Below are 20,458 nucleotides of genomic sequence, written 5' to 3'. Positions count from 1 at the left end.
TGCAGGACGCGGTCCTGGGGGGTGAGCTGGAAGGTGTCCTGCATCCAGCGCAGCCGGTTGACGATCGCGCGGTGGGAGACGCCGACGCCCTTGGGCCGTCCGGTGGAGCCCGAGGTGAAGATGACGTAGGCCAGGTTGTCCTCGCGCACCCGTACGACGGGCGCCGGGCCGGTACGCACGTCCGCCGCCGTCAGCACCAGGTCGGCGCCCGCGTCGGCCAGCATGCCGCGGGTCCGCTCCGCCGGATGGCCCGGGTCGAGCGGCAGGTAGGCGCCGCCGGCCGCCAGCACGCCGAGGAGCACGACGGGAAGGTCGAGCCCGCGTTCCATGCGGACGCCGACCGGCTGGTCCACCCGGGGACCCAGCGCGGCCGCCACTCCGCGGGCCCGCTCGGCCAGCTCGCGGTAGGTCAGCCGGTCGCCCTCGAAGACCAGCGCCGTCGCGTCCGGGGTGCGCTCGGCCTGCTCGAAGACCAGCTCGTGCAGAAGCCCGCCGGGATGCTCGCGGGCAGTGGCGTTCCACCGCGAGAGCTGCTCCCGCTCTTCGGCCGGCAGGATGTCCAGGCGTCCCACCGGCACGTCGGGCGCCGCCACCACCGCACGCAGGAGGGCGGCGAACCGCCGGGCCAGCCGCTCGATCGTCTCCGGCCGGAACAGCTCGGCGTTGTAGACGAACCGTCCCTCCACCCGCTCGCCGCGCTCGGCGGCGTAGAGCTCCAGGTCGAAGCGGGTGGTCGTGCTGTCCGGCTCGAAGCCCTCGCCGCCGTCGCGGTAGCTCTGCAGCGCGAACAGCACCTGCACCAGCGGCGGGCGGCTGACGTCGCGTTCGGGGTCCAGCTCGGCGACCAGCTTCTCGAAGGGCAGCTCCTGGTGGCCGTAGACGTCGATCGCGCCGTCCCGCGTACGGCGCAGCAGCTCGGCGAACCCGGGATCGCCCGTCAGCCGCGCCCGCAGCGGGAGCAGGTTGACGAACAGCCCGACCATCTCCTCGAACTCCGGCCTGGTCCGCCCGGCCACCGGCGACCCCACCGCGAAGCCGGTCATGCCGGACCAGCGGGCCAGCAGCACCTGGAAGGCGGCGAGCAGCCCCATGTAGAGCGTCGCGCCCTCGGCCCGGCACAGCTCGCCGAACTCCGCGACGTCCAGCTCCAGGTCGTGCCAGCCGCCCCGGAAGCCCTGCCGGGGCGGACGCGGCCGGTCCAGGGGCAGTTCGAGCACCTGCAACCCGTCCAGCTCGGCGCGCCAGAACGCCAGGTCGCCGGCCAGCCGGTCGCCGCTCAGCCGCTCCCGCTGCCACAGCGCGTAGTCGCCGAAACCGAGCGGCGGTCCGCTCTGCGGCGGCGTCAGGAGTTCGCGCACCACGAGGTCGGCCGACCAGCCGTCGGCGACGATGTGATGGACGGCGATCAGCAGCGCGTGGTCGTCGGGCGCCAGCCGTACCAGGGTGGCGCGCAGCAGCGGACCGTCCGCCAGGTCGAAGGGCTGCGCGGCGTCGGCGCTGAGCACCTGCCTGGCCGCCGCCTCCGTCGTCACCTCCACGACGCGCAGCGGGACGCGTACCCGGTCCGCCACCCGCACCTCCGGCCGCCCGTCGGGGCCGGCCGGGAAGGTCATGCGCAGGCTCTCGTGCCGGGCCACCACGGCGTCGAGCGAGCGCCGCAGCCGTTCGGCGTCGAGCGGGCCCCGGAGCCTGGCCGACGCGGGCAGCACGTAGGCGCTCGTCCCCGGGGCGAACTGCTCCATGAACCACAGCCGCTCCTGCGCGAACGACAGCGGCGGATCGCTGCCCTCGGCCCGTCGCGGGATCTGCTCCGTGGCGCCCAGGCCCGCGATCGCCTTGCGGAAGCGGGCCTGCACGCGGGCCTGCCGCTCATCCACGTTCGTCGGCCTCCTCGGCCAGGTGCTCCAGGGCCGCGGCCAGCAGGCGCGGCGTCGGACGGGTGAAGGCCAGCTTGAGCGGCACCTCCAGCTCGGTGGCCGCGGCGAGGCGGGCCGTGGTCCTGGTGGCCAGCAGCGAGTGGCCGCCGAGCTGGAAGAAGTCGTCCAGCGCGCCCACCCGCTCCAGCCCCAGGACCTCGGCCCAGACCATGCAGACGAGCTCCTCGGCCGCACTGGCCGGCGGCTCGTACGCCGCGCCCCGCGGCCGGCCCGGGTCGGGCAGGGCGTCCCGGTCGACCTTGCCGCCGGGCGTCAGCGGGATGCGGTCGAGCGGGACGATCGCGCTGGGCATCATGTGCGGGGGAAGCTCGGCGGCCAGATGATCGCGTAAGGCGTCCCCGGCGTCGTGGACGGCGTAGGCGACCAGCCGGTCGTCGCGGACCACCACGGTCGCCTGCCGCACGGACGGATGGGCGAGCAGCACGGACTCCACCTCGCCCGGCTCCACGCGGTATCCGCGCACCTTCACCTGCCGGTCCAGGCGGCCGAGGATCTCCAGCCTGCCGTCCAGGCGGAAGCGGGCCCGGTCGCCGGTGCGGTAGAGGCGTGAGCCGTCAGGGCCGGGCACGAAGCGTTCGGCCGTGAGGGCCGGCGCGCCCCGGTAGCCGCGGGCCAGGCCGACGCCGCCGATGTGGAGCTCGCCCGCGACACCGGGCGGGACGGGCAGCCCGTCGGGCGCGAGCACCTGGAGGGTGGTGCCGGGCAGGGCGACGCCCACGGTCGGGCGGCGCAGCGCCTCGGCGGGGTCCATGTCGGCGGTGGCGGCGATGATCGTGGCCTCGGTGGGGCCGTAGCTGTTGATCAGGCGGACGCCCGGGGGGCCCGACTCGTACCAGGTGGCCAGGACCGGGCCGGGCAGCGGGTCGGCGCCCAGGATGAGCAGCCGGAGACCGGCCGGCCATTCGACGCCCATGGCCACCAGTTCCTGCCAGTACGACGTCGGCAGGTCCAGCACGGTGAGCGCGGAGCCCTCCGGGGTCTTCAGGAAGTCGGGCAGCGGCTCGTCCGGGCACAGGACCAGCTCGGCGCCGGCGGTCAGCGCCGGGTAGACCTCCTCGGCGTGCGTGTCGAAGCTCGGCGAGGCGAACTGCAGGACGCGGTCCCCGGGGCCGAGCTCGTAGTGGTCCCGCATCCAGCTCACCCGCGACGCGAGCGCCTCGCGCGGCACCTCCACGCCCTTGGGACGCCCGGTCGAGCCCGAGGTGTAGATCACGTAGGCCAGCGAGCCCGGCACCGCGACGTCGAGCGCGGGTGCCTGCCCCGGCTCGCGGAGATCGTCCTCGTCCAGCACCAGGGCCGCGCCCGCGTCCGCCGCCATCCGGCGCAGCCGCTCCGGCGGGTAGGCCGGGTCGAGCGGCAGGTAGGCGCCGCCCGCCCGGCCGACGGCGAGCATCCCGGCGATCAGCTCCACCGAGCGCGCGGCCCGCAGGCCCACGACCGTGTCCGGGCCGACCCCGGCCGCGGACAGGCGACCGGCCAGCGCGGCGACCAGGGCGTCCAGTTCGGCGTAGGTGACCCGGCGGGCGCCGTGGCTCACCGCCGGCGCGCCGGGCGCCAGCCGTACGCGCTCCTGGAAGAGGTCGAGCACGTCCCGCGCGGGCGGTTGCGGGGTGTCGAGGACCGGCTGCCGGTCCTCGGGCAGCAGCATGGCCGCGCGCAGCGCGGACAGCGGCGCGTCCGGGTCGCCCGCGACCGTCTCCAGCACCCGCTCCCACCGCCGCAGCAACCGCGTCGCGGTCTCCTCCTCGAACAGGTCGCGGGCGTAGGACAACATCGCCCAGAGGGAGCCGTCGAACTGGGTGACGTCCAGCATCAGGTCGAACTTCGCCTGCGTCGCCCCGGGGTCGAACATCTCCGCCTCGATGCCGGGCAGCGGCAGGGCGGCGGCCTCCTTGTCTTGGATCACGAACATCGCCTGGAACAGCGGCGTCGTGCTCAGGTCGCGGCGGATGCCGAGGTCGTTGAGCAGGCGTTCGAAGGGGATGTCCTGGTGCGCGAACGCGTCCAGGACCGTCGCCCTGGTCCGCGCGAGCAGCGTGCGGAATGACGGGTCGCCGGACAGGTCGCCGCGCAGCACCAGCGTCTCGGGGAAGAAGCCGACGACGTCCTGGAGCTCCGGACGGTCGCGCCCGGCGATGACCGAGCCGACCGTGAGGTCGTCGGTGCCGCAGTGCGCGCCCAGCAGGAGCTGGTAGGCGGCCAGCAGGACCATGAAGAGCGTGCCGCGCTCGTCCCTGGCCAGCTGCTCCAGGCGGGCCGTCAGCTCGGGGCCGATGCGGCGCGCGCAGTAGTCGCCGCTGGGCACCCGGACGGCCGGCCGTGGCCGATCCGTGGGCAGGTCGAGCGGCTGCACGCCGTCGAGCCGGGTGCGCCAGTAGTCCAGGGACTCCTGTGACGGCTCGCGGCCACGCTGCCAGGCCGCGAAGTCGCGGTAGTCGACCGCGGGGGTGCCCAGCCCGGCCGCGTTCCCGGTGTAGCAGGCGACCAGCTCGGAGAAGACGAGCTTGAGCGACCAGCCGTCGGCCACCAGGTGATGCAGGACCAGGCAGAGCACGTGATCGGTCGGCGACAGCGTGATCAGGTGCACCCGCACCAGCGGGCCCGTGGCCAGGTCGAACGGCGTGTTGGTCAGCTCGGCCACGATCGCCGTGGCGCGCGCCTCCCGTTCGGCCGCGGGCAGGTCCGCGAGGTCCACCAGCACCGGATCGAGCTTCAGCACCGGCTCGACGACCTGGACCGGGCTGCCTTCCACGGCGGGGAAGCGGGCCCGCAGCATCGGGTGCCGGGCCGCGACGGCGTTCAGCGCCCCGGCCAGGTCCGGGACGGACAACGCGCCGCGCAGCCGCTGCACCATGTACATGTTGTAGGAGGCGTCGGCGGGGTCGAGCCGCTGCAGGAACCACAGCCGCTCCTGCCCGTAGGAGAGCGGCGCCGGCGCGTCCGGGTCGCTGCGCGCGGGGATGCCGGCGGGCCGGGCCTTCGGCTGCCGCTGGAGCCTGCGCTCCAGCGCCGCACGCTGTTCCGGGCTGAGGCGGGCCAGCCGCCCTCTCACCTCGCTCATCCGTCCGCGTCCTCCGCCAGGAGATCGTCCAGCTCGACGTCGCCGAGCTGGAGCTCCAGTACGGCCAGCGCGTGCTCGGCCACGGTGGTGACCTCGAAGCAGACCCGCAGGTCCATCTCGATCCCGTACGCCTCCCGGTACCGGGTGATCAGCAGGACGGCCAGCAGCGAGTGCCCGCCGAGGGCGAAGAAGTCGTCCTCGACGCCCACCCGGTCACGGCCCAGCAGTTCGCCCCAGAGCGCGCACAGCTCCTCCTCCAGCGGCGTCTCCGGCGCGACGTAGGTGGTGCCGAGGTCGCCGCGGCCGGGCCCGGTGGGCGGCGGCAGCGCGGCGCGGTCGAGCTTCCCGCTCGGCCCCGAGGGGAACTCGGTGACCTGCACGAACGCCTGCGGCACCAGCGCCGCCGGCAACGTGCGCGCCGGTCCGGTGCGCATCTCGTGCGACAGCCGGCTCGGCTCGCCCGTCCAGTCCACGTAGGCCACCAGCCCGCGGCCGCCCGGCGCGTCGTCGCGCAGCGCGACCACGACCCGGCGCACCCGGGGGTCGGCGGCCAGCGCCGTCTCGACCTCGCCCAGCTCGACCCGCCAGCCGTGCACCTTCACCTGGTCGTCGATGCGGCCGAGGAACTCCAGCTCTCCGTCGGCGCGCAGCCTGGCCAGGTCGCCGGTGGCGTACAGGCGCGCGCCCGGCGCGCCGTACGGGTCGGGGACGAAGCGCTCGGCCGTCAGCCCCGGCCGTCCCGCGTAGCCGCGGGCCACCTGGACGCCGCCGATGTGCAGCTGACCGGGCACCCCGACGGGCATCGGCTCAAGCTGCTCGTCGAGGACGTGCAGGCGGCAGCCGGGCATCGGACGGCCGATGGGGATCACCGTCTCGCCCGGCCGGCAGGCGTGCCAGGAGACGTCCACGGCCGCCTCGGTGGGGCCGTAGAGGTTGTGCAGCTCCACGCCGGGCAGCCGCTCGAAGAAGCGGGCCGCCATCCTGGGGGGCAGCTCCTCGCCGCTGCACACCACGCGACGCAGGGACGTGCACGACTCGATGTTCGCCTCCTCCAGGAAGAGGGCGAGCATCGACGGCACGAAGTGCATCGTGGTCACCGCGTGCCGCTTGATCAGGTCACGCTGGTGGGCGGGGTCGCGGTGGCCGCCCGGCCGTACCGGGACGAGGCAGGCGCCCTGCAGCAGCGGCCAGAAGAACTCCCACACCGACACGTCGAAGCTGGTCGGCGTCTTCTGCATCACCACGTCGCCGGCCGTCAGGCCGAACGCGTCCTGCATCCAGGCGAGCCGGTTGACGATGCCGCGGTGGGTGTTGACCACCGCCTTCGGCCGGCCGGTCGAGCCCGAGGTGTAGATGAGGTACGCGGCGTCGTCCGGTCCGGTCACCGGGTCGAGATCGCCGGAGTCGAGGTCGTGGTCGTCCTCCAGCAGCACCGTCTCGATCGTCCCGGGGGACGGCACGTGGCGCTGGGTGAGCAGCACCCGCGCGCCGCAGTCGGCGAGCATGAACTCCAGCCGGTCCCGCGGGTACTCCGGATCCAGCGGCACGTACGCCCCGCCCGCCTTGAGGACGGCGAGCAGCGCGACGACCAGCTCGGGCGATCGTTCCGCGCAGACCGCGACGGGCTCGCCGCGTCCCACGCCGAGGTGCCGCAACCGCCGGGCGAGCCGGTTGGCACGGCCGTTGAGCTCGGCGTAGGTGAGCGTGACGTCGCCGAAGAGCACCGCGGGGGCCTCAGGGGTCGCCGCGGCCCGCTCCTCGACCAGCGCGTGCAGGGTTCCGGGCGCGGCCTGGGGCGCGCCGGTCCCGAGGGCCAGCACGCGTCCGCGCTCGTCCGCCGTGAGCACGGGGAGCCGGTCGACCGGCCGGTCGGGGTCGGCGACGGCCGACTCGACCAGCATCCGCAGGTTCGCCTCGAAGCGTTCGATCGTCTCCGGGTCGAACAGGTCGGTGGCGTACTCCAGCCGGGTGTGCAGCAGCCCGTCGCGCATGTTGACGTCGAGCTGGATGTCCACCTTCGCGGTGCCGTTGGCGATCTGCCCTTCGTTGGTGCGGATGGCCAGGTTGAACATCACCTGGTAGATGGGCGGCACGCTCAGGTCCCGGGCCGGTTGCAGGTCCTCCACGAGCCGCTCGAACGGCAGCTCCTGATGGTCCAGCGCCTCGGCGACCGTCGCCCGCACGCGGCCGGCGGCCTCGCGGAAACTGGGCGCGCCCGACAGGTCCACGCGCAGCGGCACCGCGTTGACGAACATGCCGATGACCGGCTCGGTCTCGGGCAGCAGCCGTCCGGCGACCGGCGTGCCCACCACGATGTCGTCGATGCCGGACCAGCGCGACAGCACGGCGGCGTACGCGGTGAGCATCACCGTGAACAGCGTGGCGTTGAGGTCCTTGGCCAGCCGCTCGACGCTCGCCGACAACTCGGGGGAGTAGGCGCCGAGCCGGATCCCGCCCCGGTAGGTACGGCGGGCCGGCCGCGGCCGGTCACCCGGCAGGGCGAGGTCGGCGGGCACCCCGGCCAGCCGCTCGCGCCAGTGCACGAGCTCGGTCTCCAGGAACTCGCCGGACAACCGGCCGCGCTGCCACACGGCGAAGTCGGCGAACTGGATCGGCAGGTCGGGCAGCTTCGGCGGCCGGTCCTCGCCGAGCGCGTCGTAGCACTCCTCCACCTCGTCCATGAAGACCATGGACGAGACGCCGTCGAAGATCGTGTGGTCGAAGACGACGGCCAGCCGCAGATCGTCCTCGGCCAGCTTGACGTGCCGGCCCCGGTACAGCGGCGCCCGTTCCATGTCGAACGGCAGCACCGCGTCCGCCCTGGCCAGGCGGGCCAGCTCCGCCTCGGCGGCGGCCCGCGGGAGGTGGGACAGGTCCGTCTCCGTCAGCGCCGTGGGCGGCGCGCCGGGGCTGATGATCTGCACCACCTGCCCGTCCCGGAACTCGAACGTGGTGCGCAGCGCCTCATGGCGCCGCACGACCAGATCGATCGCCCGCTCCAGCCGGCGGGGGTCCACCGGCTGCCTGGCCGCCATCGGCATGATCATGCCGATGTTGTAGACGGCCAGATCGGGCTCGAAGCGCGAAAGGAACCACATCCGCTCCTGGCCGGAGGATGCGGGGAAGGCATCACTCACTGTCCATGGCCTCTCGCAGGCTCTTCGGCCGCATGTCGGTCCACACCTGCTCGATGTGGTCCAGGCAGGCGTCCTTGGTGCCGGAGAAGCCGGCGTCGTGCCAGCCGGAGGGATTGTCCCGGTCGGCGGGCCAGATGGAGTACTGCTCCTCGTCGTTCAGTACGACCTTGGTGTCTGCGCTCATGCGGAACTCCGGGGGAGACGGGGGATGGTCTGGGTGGCGGGCCCGGCGGCGGCGGGCTCGGGGGTGGCGGCGGTGGCGGCGTCCAGCAGGGCTGCGACCCCGGCCACGGTCGGCTCCTCGAAGAGGTTGCGCATCGGCAGCCGCACCCCCAGCTCCTTGCGGATGAGGGCGATGAGCTGGACCGCGATGAGCGAGTTGCCGCCCAGCTCGAAGAAGTCGTCGTCGACGCCGATGTGGTCGCCGCCGAGCACCTCGCCCCACAGGCGGGCGATCGTGGCCTCGGCGTCGTTGCGCGGGGCGACGTAGCCCTCGGCGGGCGCCTTGTCCTGCCGGTCGGCGACCGCCGCCGGGTCGAGCTCGGTCTCGACGGTCTCCTGGGTCAGCGAGCCGACCCCGGCGACGAGCTCGGCCACCGTGCTGGCCGCCACCACGACCTGGGGGCCGAGCGGGGCGGCGAGCAGCCTGCGCAGGGAGAGGGCCCCGTCGGCCGGCCTGATGCCGACCTCGTCGTCGGCCGCGGCCGCCGCCGGGGCGGCGCGCTGGGAGTCGGCGCTGGTGACGACCCCGGACACCACGGCCTCGGTGTCGATCCTGCGCAGGACGTAGTCGGAGATCTGCACCAGCACCGTGCCGTCGGGAGCGATCAGCGTGACGTCCACGACCAGCACCTCGTCGGTGTCGGTGCTGGTGATGCGCAGATGGCTCCAGAACGCCTCGGGCAGGCTCCCGAACACGGTGATGCGGCCGTAGCCGAGCGGCAGGTAGTGGCCCTCGACCGCGACCCAGCTGAAGGTGGTGGCGGCGTCGAGCAGCGCCGGGTGCAGCCCCCAGCGGTCGAGGTCGACCATCAGCACGTCGTTGGCCTCGAACAGGCCGAGCGCCTCCTGCTGACCGACATGCGTGGCGGTCAGGGTCCGGTGCCAGTGCCCGCCCAGCGTGAGCAGGCCCGACAGCGGGACGCCGCCCTGCTCGTCCGCCGAGGACACGCAGCGGTCCATGATCGCGCGCAGGTCCACGCGGTCGGCGGGCGGCGGGCTCACCTTGGCCGCCGTGCCTCTGGCATGGGTGCGGTGCGATCCGCCGATGATGCTCTGCACCTGGAACTCGGCGCCGTCCGCCTCCGGGGTGAAGATCACCCGTACTTCGGCGGTCGCGCCGTCGGCGACCGACAACGGTTCGACGAACACCACGTCCCGCAGCTCGACGAGCCCGCTGCCGGGCAGCACCGCCTCGGTGGCCGTCCTGGCCAGCTCGACGTGGCCGGTGCCGGGCAGCACGGGCACGTCGGCGATGCGGTGCTCGTCCAGCACCCAGTGCGTGCCGGGCGAGAGCGTGCCGCTGCACCAGTCGAGGCCGTTGACCGCGTCCGCGGCGTGCCGCGCGTCGAGGACCGGGTGGTCCATCGCCTTGATCCGGTCGCCACGCTGCAACGCGACGAATCCGGCGGGCGCCGCGGTCTCCGCCGCCATGCCGACTTCCAGCCACCTGCCCCAGTTCACGCTGACGATCTGGGCGGCGTTCCAGCCTCGTCCGGCGCGGGCGTGCGCGTCGAGGAAGTTGTTGGCCGCGCAGTAGTCGATCTGCCCGAACCCGCCGGCCACCGCGGTGATCGACGAGCAGAGCACCACGGCCTCCAGCTCCAGGTCGCCGAACGCCTCCTGGAGCGCCAGCGTGCCGAGCACCTTGGGACGGAGCACGGCCTCGGCCGCCTCCCTCTCCTTGACCTGGGCCATGCCGCCGCCGGGCAGGCCGGCCGCGTGCACCAGCACGTCCACCCGGCCGAAGGCGGCGAGCGTCTCGTCCCTGACCCGGCGCATGTCCGCCGGATCGGTCACGTCGGCGGCCAGGGTCAGCACCCGTGCCCCGGCGGCCTCCATCCGGCGGATCGCCTCGGCGGCGCGCGCCTCGCGGGCCGACCGCGGCGGGCCGGCGGGCAGGCCGGTCCTGGACAGCAGCACGAGGTTGACGCGGGCCCGCGCCGCCAGGTCCTCGGCCAGCGAGACGCCGATGCCGCCCAGACCGCCGGTGATCACGTACACCTGGCCGTCGCGCGGCTCGCCCGGCTCGCTCGCCACCTCCACCTGCTCGTACCCGAGCAGCCACCGCTTCCCGCCGCGCAGGGCTACCGGGGCCAGCAGCCCGGCCTCGCCGGGCTCCGCCGCGCGGCCCAGCTCGGTCGCGACGCCACGCACGGCGTCCCCGTCGGCCGCGTCGATGTGGCGGACGCGCAGCCACGGCGTCTCCAGCGGGACGACCCGGGCGAAGGCGGCCAGCGTCGCGTGCTCCGGCCTGGTCAGGTCGCCGCCGACGACGTCCATCGTGCCCGCGGTCACCAGGTCGAGCTGTACCCCGCCCGGAGGCTGGGCCGCCGACAGCGCCTGGACGAGCCCCAGGACGCCGAAGAAGCCGCGGTCCTGCGCCGCCCACGTCTCGTCGCCGCCCGTGAGGGCCCAGGCGTGCACGATCCGCTCGGGGATGTCGCCGATCGCTTCGAGCAGCGCGTCGTAGTCCTCCCGGACGGCCGGCCGCACCGTGAAACCTCCGTCGGAGGCGCCGAACGCGGTGCCCGGCCGCACCTCCAGCACCTCGGCCCCCGAGGCACGCAGCGCGTCGGCCAGCGCGGCCGAGTCCTCGTCCACGAAGGCCAGGCAGCGGGTGATCGGCGACGCCGCCGCCGGACGGACGGGCGCCTGGTGCCAGACGGGGACGCCGTACCACCGCTCGGGCGGCAGCGGCCCGTCGGCCTGCCGCGGGGCGGCCACGCCACCGGTGAAGGCGCCCTGCGGATCGGGGTCGATCCAGGCACGCTGCCGCTCCCACGGGTAACCCGGCAGCGAGACGCGGAAGCCGGGGGCGCCGAAGTCGTTCAGCTCGATGCCGTGGACCCAGAGCGCGCCCACGGCCTGCGAGAAGACCGCGACGTCACCGGCCCGGTCGCGCGGGCCGGGCAGCGACGGCAACGGGGCGATCGCACCGGTGGCCAGCTGGGTGCTCGCCAGGCCGGACAACTGCCGTCCCGGCCCGCACTCGATCATGATCCATTCGCCGTCGGCCAGGAGCGTCGAGACGCAGTCGCCGAAACGGACGGGCTCGCGCACGTGCCTGGCCCAGTAGGACGGGTCGGTGGCCTCGGCGGCGGTGATCCAGGTGCCGGTCACGTTGGACAGGAACGGCAGGCTCGGCGCGGCCGGCCCGGCTGCCGCGACCAGTTCGCGGAACTCGCGCAGCATCGGCTCCATCATCGCCGAGTGGAAGGCGTGCGAGGTGCGCAGCGGCGTGCAGCCGATGCCCTCCTCCTCCAGCATCTCGGCCAGTTCCCTGATCGACTCCGACGGGCCGGACACGACGCAGGTGCCGGGGCCGTTGACGGTGGCCACGGAGACGTCGTCGGGCAGCATCGGCGCGATCTCGTCGGGCATGAGCTGCACGGCCAGCATGGAGCCGGGCGGCAGGGCCTGGATCAGCCGGCCGCGCGCCGCGACCAGCCGCAACGCGTCGGGCAGCGTGAAGACGCCGGCGATGGTGGCCGCCGCGTACTCGCCGATGCTGTGGCCGATCATCGCGGCGGGCTCGACGCCCAGCGACAGCCAGAGCCTGGCCAGCGCGTACTCGACGGTGAACAGGGCGGGCTGGGTGAGCGAGGTCTGCCGCAGCGCCTCGTCGGCCTCCTCGCCGGTGGCGAAGATCTGCTCGCGCACGTCCAGGACGGCCGCGCACTCGTCGACCGCCTCGCGGAAGATCGGCTCGTTCCGGTACAGCTCGGCGGCCATGCCGCCGTACTGGGAGCCCTGACCGGAGAAGAGGAAGGCCACCTGCGCGGGTCGCTTCGGCTTGGCGCCGGTGACGATCCGCTTGGGGTCGGACAGCGCGGCCACCGCGTCGCCCGGTGAGGTGGCGACGACCGTGGCCCGGTGCTTGAGCTCCCGGCGGCCCACGCGCAGGGTGAAGGCCGCGTCGGCCAGGTCCGTCTCGGGGTGCGCGGCCAGGTGCGCGGCCAGCCGTTCCCGCGCCGCGGCCAGCGCCGACTCCGTCCTGGCCGACAGCTTCAGCAGGTGCGCGGGCCGCTCGCGGGGCAGCGGCGGACGCGGCGGCGCCTCCTCCAGCACGGCGTGCGCGTTCGTGCCGCCGATGCCGAACGAGCTGACCCCCGCGCGGCGCGGGAAGTCCTCGCGCTCCCACTTCGTCGGCGAGGAGACGACGTAGAACGGGCTCGCCGGGAAGTCGATCTTCGGGTTGGGGCTCTTGAAGTGCAACGTCGGCGGGATCAGCTTGTTCTCCAGCGACAGCACCGCCTTGATCAGGCTGGGCACGCCGGCCGACTGGCCGAGGTGGCCGATGTTGCTCTTGACCGAGCCGATGCCGCACCACTGGGTGTCGCTCGTGTGCTGGGCGAACACGCTGGACAGCGCGGCCACCTCGATCGGGTCGCCGAGCGCCGTGCCGGTGCCGTGCGCCTCGACGTAGGTCACCGTCCGCGGGTCCACGCCGCCGACGCCCAGCGCCTGCGCGATGACCGCGGCCTGGCCGTCCAGGCTGGGCGCGGAGAAGCCGACCTTGCCCGCGCCGTCGTTGTTGATCGCGTTGCCCAGGACCACCGCGCGGATGTTGTCGCGGTCCTCGATCGCCTCCGACAGCCGCTTCAGCACGAGGACGCCGCCGCCGCTGCCCCAGGTCGTGCCGCCGGCGTCGGCGTCGAAGGAGCGGGTGTGCCCGTCGGGGGAGACGATGCCGTCCTGGTCGTAGATGTACCCCTCGCCCTGCGGGAGGTCCAGCATGGCCGCGCCGGCCAGCGCCATGTCACATTCGCCGTTGCGCAGCGCCTCGCACGCGATGTGGAAGGCCACCAGCGCGGTCGAGCACGCCGTGTGCACGGTGTAGCTGGGGCCGCGCAGGTCGAGCTTGTAGGAGGTGAGCGTCGCGCAGTAGTCGACGTGGTTGCCCACCATGACCGCCAGCCAGCCGGCGTTCTTGTGGGCCTGGGAGTTGCTGCGGATGTTCCGCCACTGGTACGTGTCCGTCCCGGTGCCGGCGTAGACCCCGATCTCGCCCGGGTAGCGGAACGGGTCGTAGCCCGCGTCCTCCAACGCCGTGTGCGACAGCTCCAGGAACAGCCGATGTTGCGGATCGCGGACCTCGGCCTCCCTGATCGACATGCCGAAGAACGCCGCGTCGAAACCCTCGTAGTCGTCCAGCGCCATGGCGGCCGGCACGAAGTTCGGGTCGGCCAGCAGACTCTCCGCCGTGCCCAGCGCCCGTTGCTCCTCCAGGGTGTACGTGGTCAGCGACTCGACGCCGTCGGCGAGGTTGCGCCAGAACTGCTGCGCGTCACCCGCTCCCGGAACCCGGCACGACAGGCCGATGATCGCGATCGGCTCGGCCGTGGGCTCGTCCGTCATGGGGCAATCCCCTTCTCGTTACGGTTCCTCAACCTGTCTCGTCGTGAAGCCAGGCGGCGTGCCGCCCGGTCCAGTCCCGGACTGCCGCCCGCGCCGTCGAGGTGGGCGGCGAGCGTCCGGATGGTGGGATGCCTGAACAGCTCCGTGATCGGGATCTCGCGGCCGGTCGCCGCCTTCAGCCGTGCCTGCACGGCCGCCACGGCCAGCGAGTGGCCGCCGATCTCGAAGAAGTTGTCGTCGGGGCCCAGCCGCGGCACGCCCAGCACGGCCCGCCACACCTGGGCGACCGTCTTCTGCGTGGGGCCGTCGAGGCCGCCGACGGCCTTCGGCTGCTCCACCGGCCGCCCGCGCAGCGCGGCGCGGTCCACCTTGCCGTTGGGCGTCAGCGGCAGCGCGGGTAGCGTCACCACCTCGGTGGGGACGGCGTGCTCGGGCAGCGCGCGGCGCAGGTCCTCCAAGATCCGGTGCGCCGCCGCCCCCGGCCCGGCGGGCACCACGTAGCCGACGAGCGTGCCGCCCTCGACCCTGGCCGCGGCGGCGCGCACGTCCCGGCAGGCGGCCAGCGCGGCCTCCACCTCGCCCAGCTCGACCCGGAATCCGCGCACCTTCACCTGGTCGTCCCCGCGCCCCGCCGGAGTGACCGTGCCGTCGGGGTTGCGCCGGCCGAGGTCCCCGGTGTGGAAGCGGTCACCGGCGAAGCGCCGGCCGGTCAGCGCCGGGTCCAGGTAGCCGGAGGCCAGGTGGCGGCTGCGGACGACCACCTCGCCGAGCTCGCCGACCCCGGCCCGCCCGCCGTCCGGCGCCAGCACGATGATCTCGCTGCCCTCGACGGGCCGCCCGATCGGCACGATCTCCGGGTACGGCTCGGTCAGCTCGTGCCAGGCGTGCGCCTGTGGCGTCTCGGTCGTGCCGTAGAAGGCGACGAGCCGGGCGCCGGGCACGAGCGCGCGCAGCCGGGCCGCCTGGGCGCCGGTGAACAGGTCGCCGCCCACGCCGGCCAGCCGCACGTCGGGCAGCGTGGCGCCGGTGTCCGCCAGCATCGTCGCGAGCTGCGGCGTCAGATGGAGGACGGTGATGGCGTGCTCGCGCAGCCAGGTGACGAGCTTGCCCGGGTCGCGCACCAGCTCCTGCTCGGGCACGAACAACTCGGCGCCCGCCGCGGCCGGGACGAACATGTCGCGCAGCGCCGGATCGTGGGCCGGCCCGGACAGCAGCGCGAACCGGTCGTGCGGCTCGACGGCGAAGGTGCGGACGTACCAGGAGACGAAGTGGGCCAGCGGCCTGTCGGCGGTGACGACCGCCTTGGGATCGCCCGTGGTGCCCGAGGTCATCGACAGATAGCCGGTCCCCGGCACCTCGACGCCGCCCTCGCGCAGCTCGACCTCGCCGTCCCGGAGCACCGCCCGGGCTCCCGCGGCGGCGATCTGTCTCTCCTGCACGGCAGGCGGATACGTCGAGTCGATCACCGCCCACCGCGCGCCCGCCGCCAGCACGCCGAGCAGGGTCCCCGGCAGCTCGGGCACCCGGGAGGCGACGACGGCCACCACGGACCCCGGCCCGACACCCGCCCGCCGGAGCGCCGCCTCGGTCCGCCGCCGTGCCCCCGCGTACGCGTCGCCGACGAGCTCCAGCAGTCCCGGCCCGTCCCAGGCCGGGAGCTCCTCGTCGGGCGCGTCGGGTTCGGCCCGTCCGGTCAGCAGCTCGTCGAGCAGCTCGACATAGCCGTCGACCAGCGCCGCCATGCGTTCGGCGGTGTAGAGGTCGGGGTTGTAGACCAGCTCCAGCGCGTAACCGCCGCGCTGCTCGCCCACGTACATCGTCAGGTCGAACAGCGCTCCCGGCAGCCCGGGGCGCAACGTCTCACTCGCGCAACCGGCCAGGTCCAGCCGGGCCTGGGCGAAGTTGTACATGTTGAACATGACCTGAGTGATCGGGTTGCGGCTCAGGTCGCGCGGCAGCCGCAGCGACTCCAGGAGCTGCCCGAGCGGCACGTCCCGGTGCCTGATCGCCGCGTTCAGCTCGGCCGCGCACGCCGTCACCTGCTCGGCGAAGTCCCCCCGGGGGCGCAGCCGCACCGGCAGGACCTGCACGCACATCCCCACCATCGACTCGAACGCGACGTGCGGCCGGTCCGCGTAGGCCGACCCCACCACCAGGTCGTCACGTCCCGCCAGCCCGGCCAGCAGGCGTCCGAAGGCGCCCAGCAGCACCGCGTACGGCGTGGTGCCCAGCCGCGCAGCCAGCTCGGCCACCCGGCCGGCCAGTGCCGCGTCCAGCTCGCCCTGGCAGGCGGCGCCGTTGAAGGTCTGCGCGGGCGGCCTGGCCGCGTCCCTGGGCAGGTCCAGCACCAGCGGCGCGTCGCGCAGGCGCTCCCGCCACCAGCCCAGCGCCTCGGCGTCGCCGTTGCCGCGCAGCCAGCGCACGTAGTCGGCGAACGTGTGCTCGCTCACCTCGACCGGCTCGCCGCGGTAGGCGGCGGACAGGCCCCGGTAGAGCACGTCCTGCGACCAGCCGTCGAACACCAGGTGGTGCGCGGTCAGGCAGAGCACGTGCTCGTCGGGCGCCAGCCGGATCAGCCGCGCCCGGAACAGCGGCCCGGCGGCCAGGTCGAACCGTTCCCGCGCCTCCTTCTGCAGCGCCGCGGCCAGGTCGGCGGGGGAGAGGTCGTCCACCGGCAGCGGCACCTCATCCGGCGGCGCGACCGTCACGTCGGGAATGCCGTCGCGCGAGCCCACCCGCCAGCGCAACGCCTCGTGCGCCGCCACGACGGCGGTCAGCGCGCGTCGGAGCGCGGCGACGTCCAGCGGGCCGCGGATCCGCTCGGCCATCGCGATGTTGTGCGCGGCCGACTCGGGCGCCAGTTGCTCGACGAACCACATCCGGCGCTGGGCGGGGGAGAAGGCGGCCGGGCTCCCGGTGGGCGGCGCAGCGGTGGTCGCCCGCCGCGCGCCCTCCACGAGCGCGCGCAGCGCGCCGTAGGTCCTCCCCTCGTACACGTCCTGGACCGACACGACCCGGCCCAGCTCCGCGCGTACCGCGGCCACCAGGCGCATCGCCCGCAGCGAGTGGCCGCCGCGCTGGAAGAAGTCGTCCTCGTCGTCCGGGACGGGCGCCTCCAGCACCCGCGCCCAGATCCCGGCCAGCCCGGTCCCCGTCCCCTGCTCCCGCCGGGACCCGGCCCGCAGGACGGCGAGGTCGACCTTGCCCGAGGCGTTCAGCGGGAGGAGGGCCAGCCGTACCAGCTTGGTCGGCAGCATGTACGGCGGCAGCCGCACCGCCAGGTCCTCGCGCAGCTCGGCCAGGTCGGGCGCGTCCTCGGGCGTCACGTAGGCGACCAGCTCGCCCGCGAAGTCCACCACCGCCTGCCGCACCCGCGGATGCGCGCGCAGCGTCGTCTCCACCTCACCGATCTCCACACGCTGCCCCTGGACCTTCACCTGGCGGTCCAGGCGGCCCATGAACGCGATCTGGCCGTCCTCCTGCCACGCCACGTGATCGCCGGTCCGGTACAGCCGCGCTCCCGGCTCGTCCGAGAACGGGTCGGGCACGAACCGCTCGGCCGTCAGCCCGGGACGGCCCAGGTACCCGCGGCTGACCTGCGGGCCGCCGATGAGCAGCTCGCCGGGGACGCCCGGCGGGCACGGGTTCATGTCCTCGTCGACGATGTAGGCCCGGCAGCCGCGCAGCGGCCGGCCGATCGGCAGCGGCCGCTCCCACACGCCGTGGAACTCGCCGCCCACGACGACGACGGTCAGCTCGGTCGGGCCGTACAGGTTGTGGAAACGCGTGTGCGCCGACCACCGCGCCACCTGCTCGGGCGGGGGCGGCTCGCCCGCCGTCACCACGTCCCTCAGGTACGGCAGGCGGCTCGGGTCCACCAGCGGGAGCAGCGCGGGCGGGAGGTACCCCCAGGTGACGTCGTGCTCCTCCAGGAAGTGCTGCAACCGGGCCGGGTCGACGCGGTCCTCGTCCGGCACCAGCTGCACGCAGCCGCCGATGGTCAGCGGCAGCACCATGTCCATGATCGAGGCGTCGAAGCCCAGCGCGGAGAAGGCCATCGAGCTGCAGCTCGCGTCCAGGCCGAAGTGCGCGACGGTCGAGGTGACGAAGAAGACCGCGTTGGCGTGGCTCACGACCACGCCCTTGGGCCGTCCGGTGGAACCGGAGGTGTAGATCACCCACGCCGCGTTGCCGGCCACGGCGTCGCCGTCCCGCCGCTCCGCCGGCCCCTGCTGGAAGGCGTGCACGAGCGCGGCGGCGCAGCCGTCCAGGAGCTCCTGGCCGCGCTCGTCCACGACGACCACCGCGATCCCGGCGTCCTCCAGCACCTCGTCCAGCCGTTGCCGCGGATGCCCGGGATCCAGCGGCACGTACGCGCCGCCCGCCAGATGGATGGCCAGCAACGCCACCGGCATCAGCGGTGTACGGCGGGTGCACAGTCCCACCCGCGCCTCCGGCCCGACGCCGAGCTCGCGGAGCCGTCCCGCCAGCGCCCACGCCCGCTCGACCAGCTCGGCGTAGGTGAGCACGTTCTCCCACTGCCGGACCGCCGGGGCGTCCGGAGTCCTCGCGGCCTGAGCCGTGATCAGACTGCTGAGGAGTGTCATCCTGCGGCCTCCACACCCGGCCGTACCAGCCGGCCTTGCCGTACCGTCTCGAAACGCAGCAGGAAGCGCGGCGCGCGGACGGCGATCGCGGCGAGCGCCCGGCCCAGCGGCAGGTGCGTCACCCGCCACTCCGCCAGCCGGTCCGCCTGCCACTCCGCCGTATGCGCGGCCTCTGGGGCCGCCTCGGGCACCCAGGTCGCGCCCGGACGCTGCCCGGCGAACCCGAACAGCGCCGGATCCACCCGCGGCCCGTCACCGATCGCCTTCAGCAGCGCCTCCTTGGCCGTCCAGGTGTGCAGCGCGCTGTGCAACCGCAGTTCCTCGGGCAGCGCGGCGTACTCGTCGCGCTCCCGCTCGTCCAGCACCCGCTCGAAGAACGCCTGCTCGTCGGCCGGCGGGCGGAAGCGCTCCAGATCGGCGCCCACCTCGCGGCCCGCCGTCAGCGCGACCAGCACCAGGCCGCCCGATCGGCTGAGGCTGTAGGCGAGCTCGGTCCCGGCGTACGGCACGCCGCCGGACCGGGCGGGCGCGACGCCCGGCTCGACCCCGTACTCCGCGAGCAGCCGCCGCAGCAGCACCGACCCGCCGACGAACCCGCGCCGGTGGTCCTCCTGCCGGAACCTGGCCGCCCGTGCCGCCTCCCGCGGCGACAGCTCGTCCACGGCCGCGCACATCTCGGGCAGCTCGTCCAGGTCGGCCAGCCACACGTGCACCTCGTCCGCGGTCACGCTCGGCCGGGGGTCCGCCGCGATCGTCCGCGCCACCTGGTCGCCGTGCGTGGCGAGGAAGAGGTGGGCGGCGTCGAGCGTGTGCAGGCGGAAGGTCGAGGAGGTGTGGCGGGCCCAGCCGAGCATGGTGGGGTGGGTGACCTCCTGGTCGTGCGCGCCGGCGAAGGCGACGATGGGGACGTCGAGGGGCTCCTGCCGGGTGAAGCGGTAGCGGCGCAGCCACTCCATGTCCGTCCGCAGGGCGGGGAGGAGCAGGGCCTTGATCTCGGGCTGCGTCCGTAACTCCGCGGGCGCGCCCAGCCGGGCGATCACCTCGTCGAGGAGGTCCTCGTCGCCCAGGCCCGTCCACCGTCCCAGCGTCTCCTGGCGCTCCGGCGGGTGCGCGGCGCCGACGTAGAGGCATTCGGGCGCCCGTACGCCGAGCCGCCGCAGCTCGCGGACCACCTCGAAGGCGACCCGGCCGCCCATGCTGTGCCCGTAGATCGAGTACGACGTGCGCTGGTGGGCGGCGATGGACCGGGCGATCAGCTCGGGGGAGAGGGCGCCGGGTTCGGCGATCCGGCCCTCACGTCCGGGGAGCATCGCCACCCGCACGTCGAGGACGCCGTCGAACGCCTGCCGCCACGCCCAGAAGGCGGTGACGTCCCCACCGGCGTAGGGGAGGCAGAAGAGAGTCCGGGCGCCGGGCGGGTATCGCGTCAGCGAGGCGAACGGTGTCTCGGACGGCATGTGTTCATCCGGCATCGCCACGCGAAAGTCACCCCCCGGCAGGTCCACTGCTCCGGGCGAGGTCGTCACGCGGGCAGCAGGAAGTATGGGCCGCTCGTCAGGGTTCGGCCTGGCGAGGGGCGGCTCTCGGCTGAGGCCACGCCATTCCTATTATTTTGTCCGAAAGTCAGTCAAGGGATGAAATTTAAACCAACGATGGAAGCCTGGTTTCGGGCATCGAAAAAACCCGTCACCTGCGGGGCCGCCGGCGGCCGGTAGGGCGCTCCCGCTGGGCGGATGATCTCCGCCGCCCCGCGCATGCTGGGGTTTTGCCACTCTGCGTGATGATCTTGTCCCTCTATGGAATGCCCGTAATCAGGGTTTCGGTCATCCGATCGGCAGGGGTGTCTGTCCCTATTGACGGATTGAGTCGAGACCGATTCGGTATAAGGGTCAGATTTGCGGCGATCCGGCTGACAGTCGGCCTTGCGCCCTCCTGACAGCCGCCGTCCCGCGTCCGGACGACGACGGAGGCCGTGAGGGTGGGGCGGCCCCCCATTCCGGCGGCGCTCATCGTTTTGACGGATTCGACGAAACACGGCCGATCACTTATTCGTCGGCGCGAGTGCGAGGACGGCGAACAGGCGCAGTCCTGCGGCGGGACGCCACGAAAGCCCCGGTGGGACGGGTGGTCCAGGGT

Annotated in this window: 7 protein-coding genes; all 7 read right to left on the bottom strand. The window is 74.0% G+C overall.

Features of this window, described 5'->3' with window-relative positions; translation table 11 throughout:
- A partial coding sequence (locus ACWCSU_RS48160) for a condensation domain-containing protein (RefSeq protein ID WP_449943286.1) occupies window positions 1-1,877 on the bottom strand: 1,877 nt, incomplete at its 3' end.
- A complete protein-coding gene (locus tag ACWCSU_RS48155) occupies window positions 1,870-4,998 on the bottom strand; it encodes an amino acid adenylation domain-containing protein (protein WP_449943283.1) in 3,129 nt (1,042 codons plus the stop codon). The genes ACWCSU_RS48160 and ACWCSU_RS48155, both read right to left, overlap by 8 nt.
- Window positions 4,995-8,135 (bottom strand): non-ribosomal peptide synthetase, encoded by a 3,141-nt coding sequence (locus ACWCSU_RS48150; RefSeq protein WP_449943281.1) that lies wholly within the window; start codon window positions 8,133-8,135, stop codon window positions 4,995-4,997. Before ACWCSU_RS48150 ends, ACWCSU_RS48155 begins: the two co-directional genes overlap by 4 nt.
- Entirely contained in the window at window positions 8,128-8,319 is a 192-nt protein-coding gene (locus ACWCSU_RS48145) for an MbtH family protein (RefSeq protein ID WP_357707636.1), read from the bottom strand. Before ACWCSU_RS48145 ends, ACWCSU_RS48150 begins: the two co-directional genes overlap by 8 nt.
- Window positions 8,316-13,715, bottom strand: coding sequence for an SDR family NAD(P)-dependent oxidoreductase (locus tag ACWCSU_RS48140; RefSeq protein ID WP_449943278.1), 5,400 nt, complete (start codon window positions 13,713-13,715; stop codon window positions 8,316-8,318). The genes ACWCSU_RS48145 and ACWCSU_RS48140 overlap by 4 nt, the downstream gene beginning before the upstream one ends.
- Window positions 13,712-18,322, bottom strand: coding sequence for an amino acid adenylation domain-containing protein (locus ACWCSU_RS48135; protein WP_449943275.1), 4,611 nt, complete (start codon window positions 18,320-18,322; stop codon window positions 13,712-13,714). The genes ACWCSU_RS48140 and ACWCSU_RS48135 overlap by 4 nt, the downstream gene beginning before the upstream one ends.
- Window positions 18,319-19,779, bottom strand: a complete 1,461-nt coding sequence (locus tag ACWCSU_RS48130) for a thioesterase domain-containing protein (protein ID WP_449943272.1) — start codon at window positions 19,777-19,779, stop codon at window positions 18,319-18,321. Before ACWCSU_RS48130 ends, ACWCSU_RS48135 begins: the two co-directional genes overlap by 4 nt.
- Window positions 19,780-20,458 lie beyond the last annotated feature (679 nt).

The organism is Nonomuraea sp. NPDC001699 (assembly GCF_053596455.1).
The sequence above is the reverse complement of the archived record's forward strand: the minus strand, read 5'-3'. Positions and strand labels throughout refer to the sequence as shown.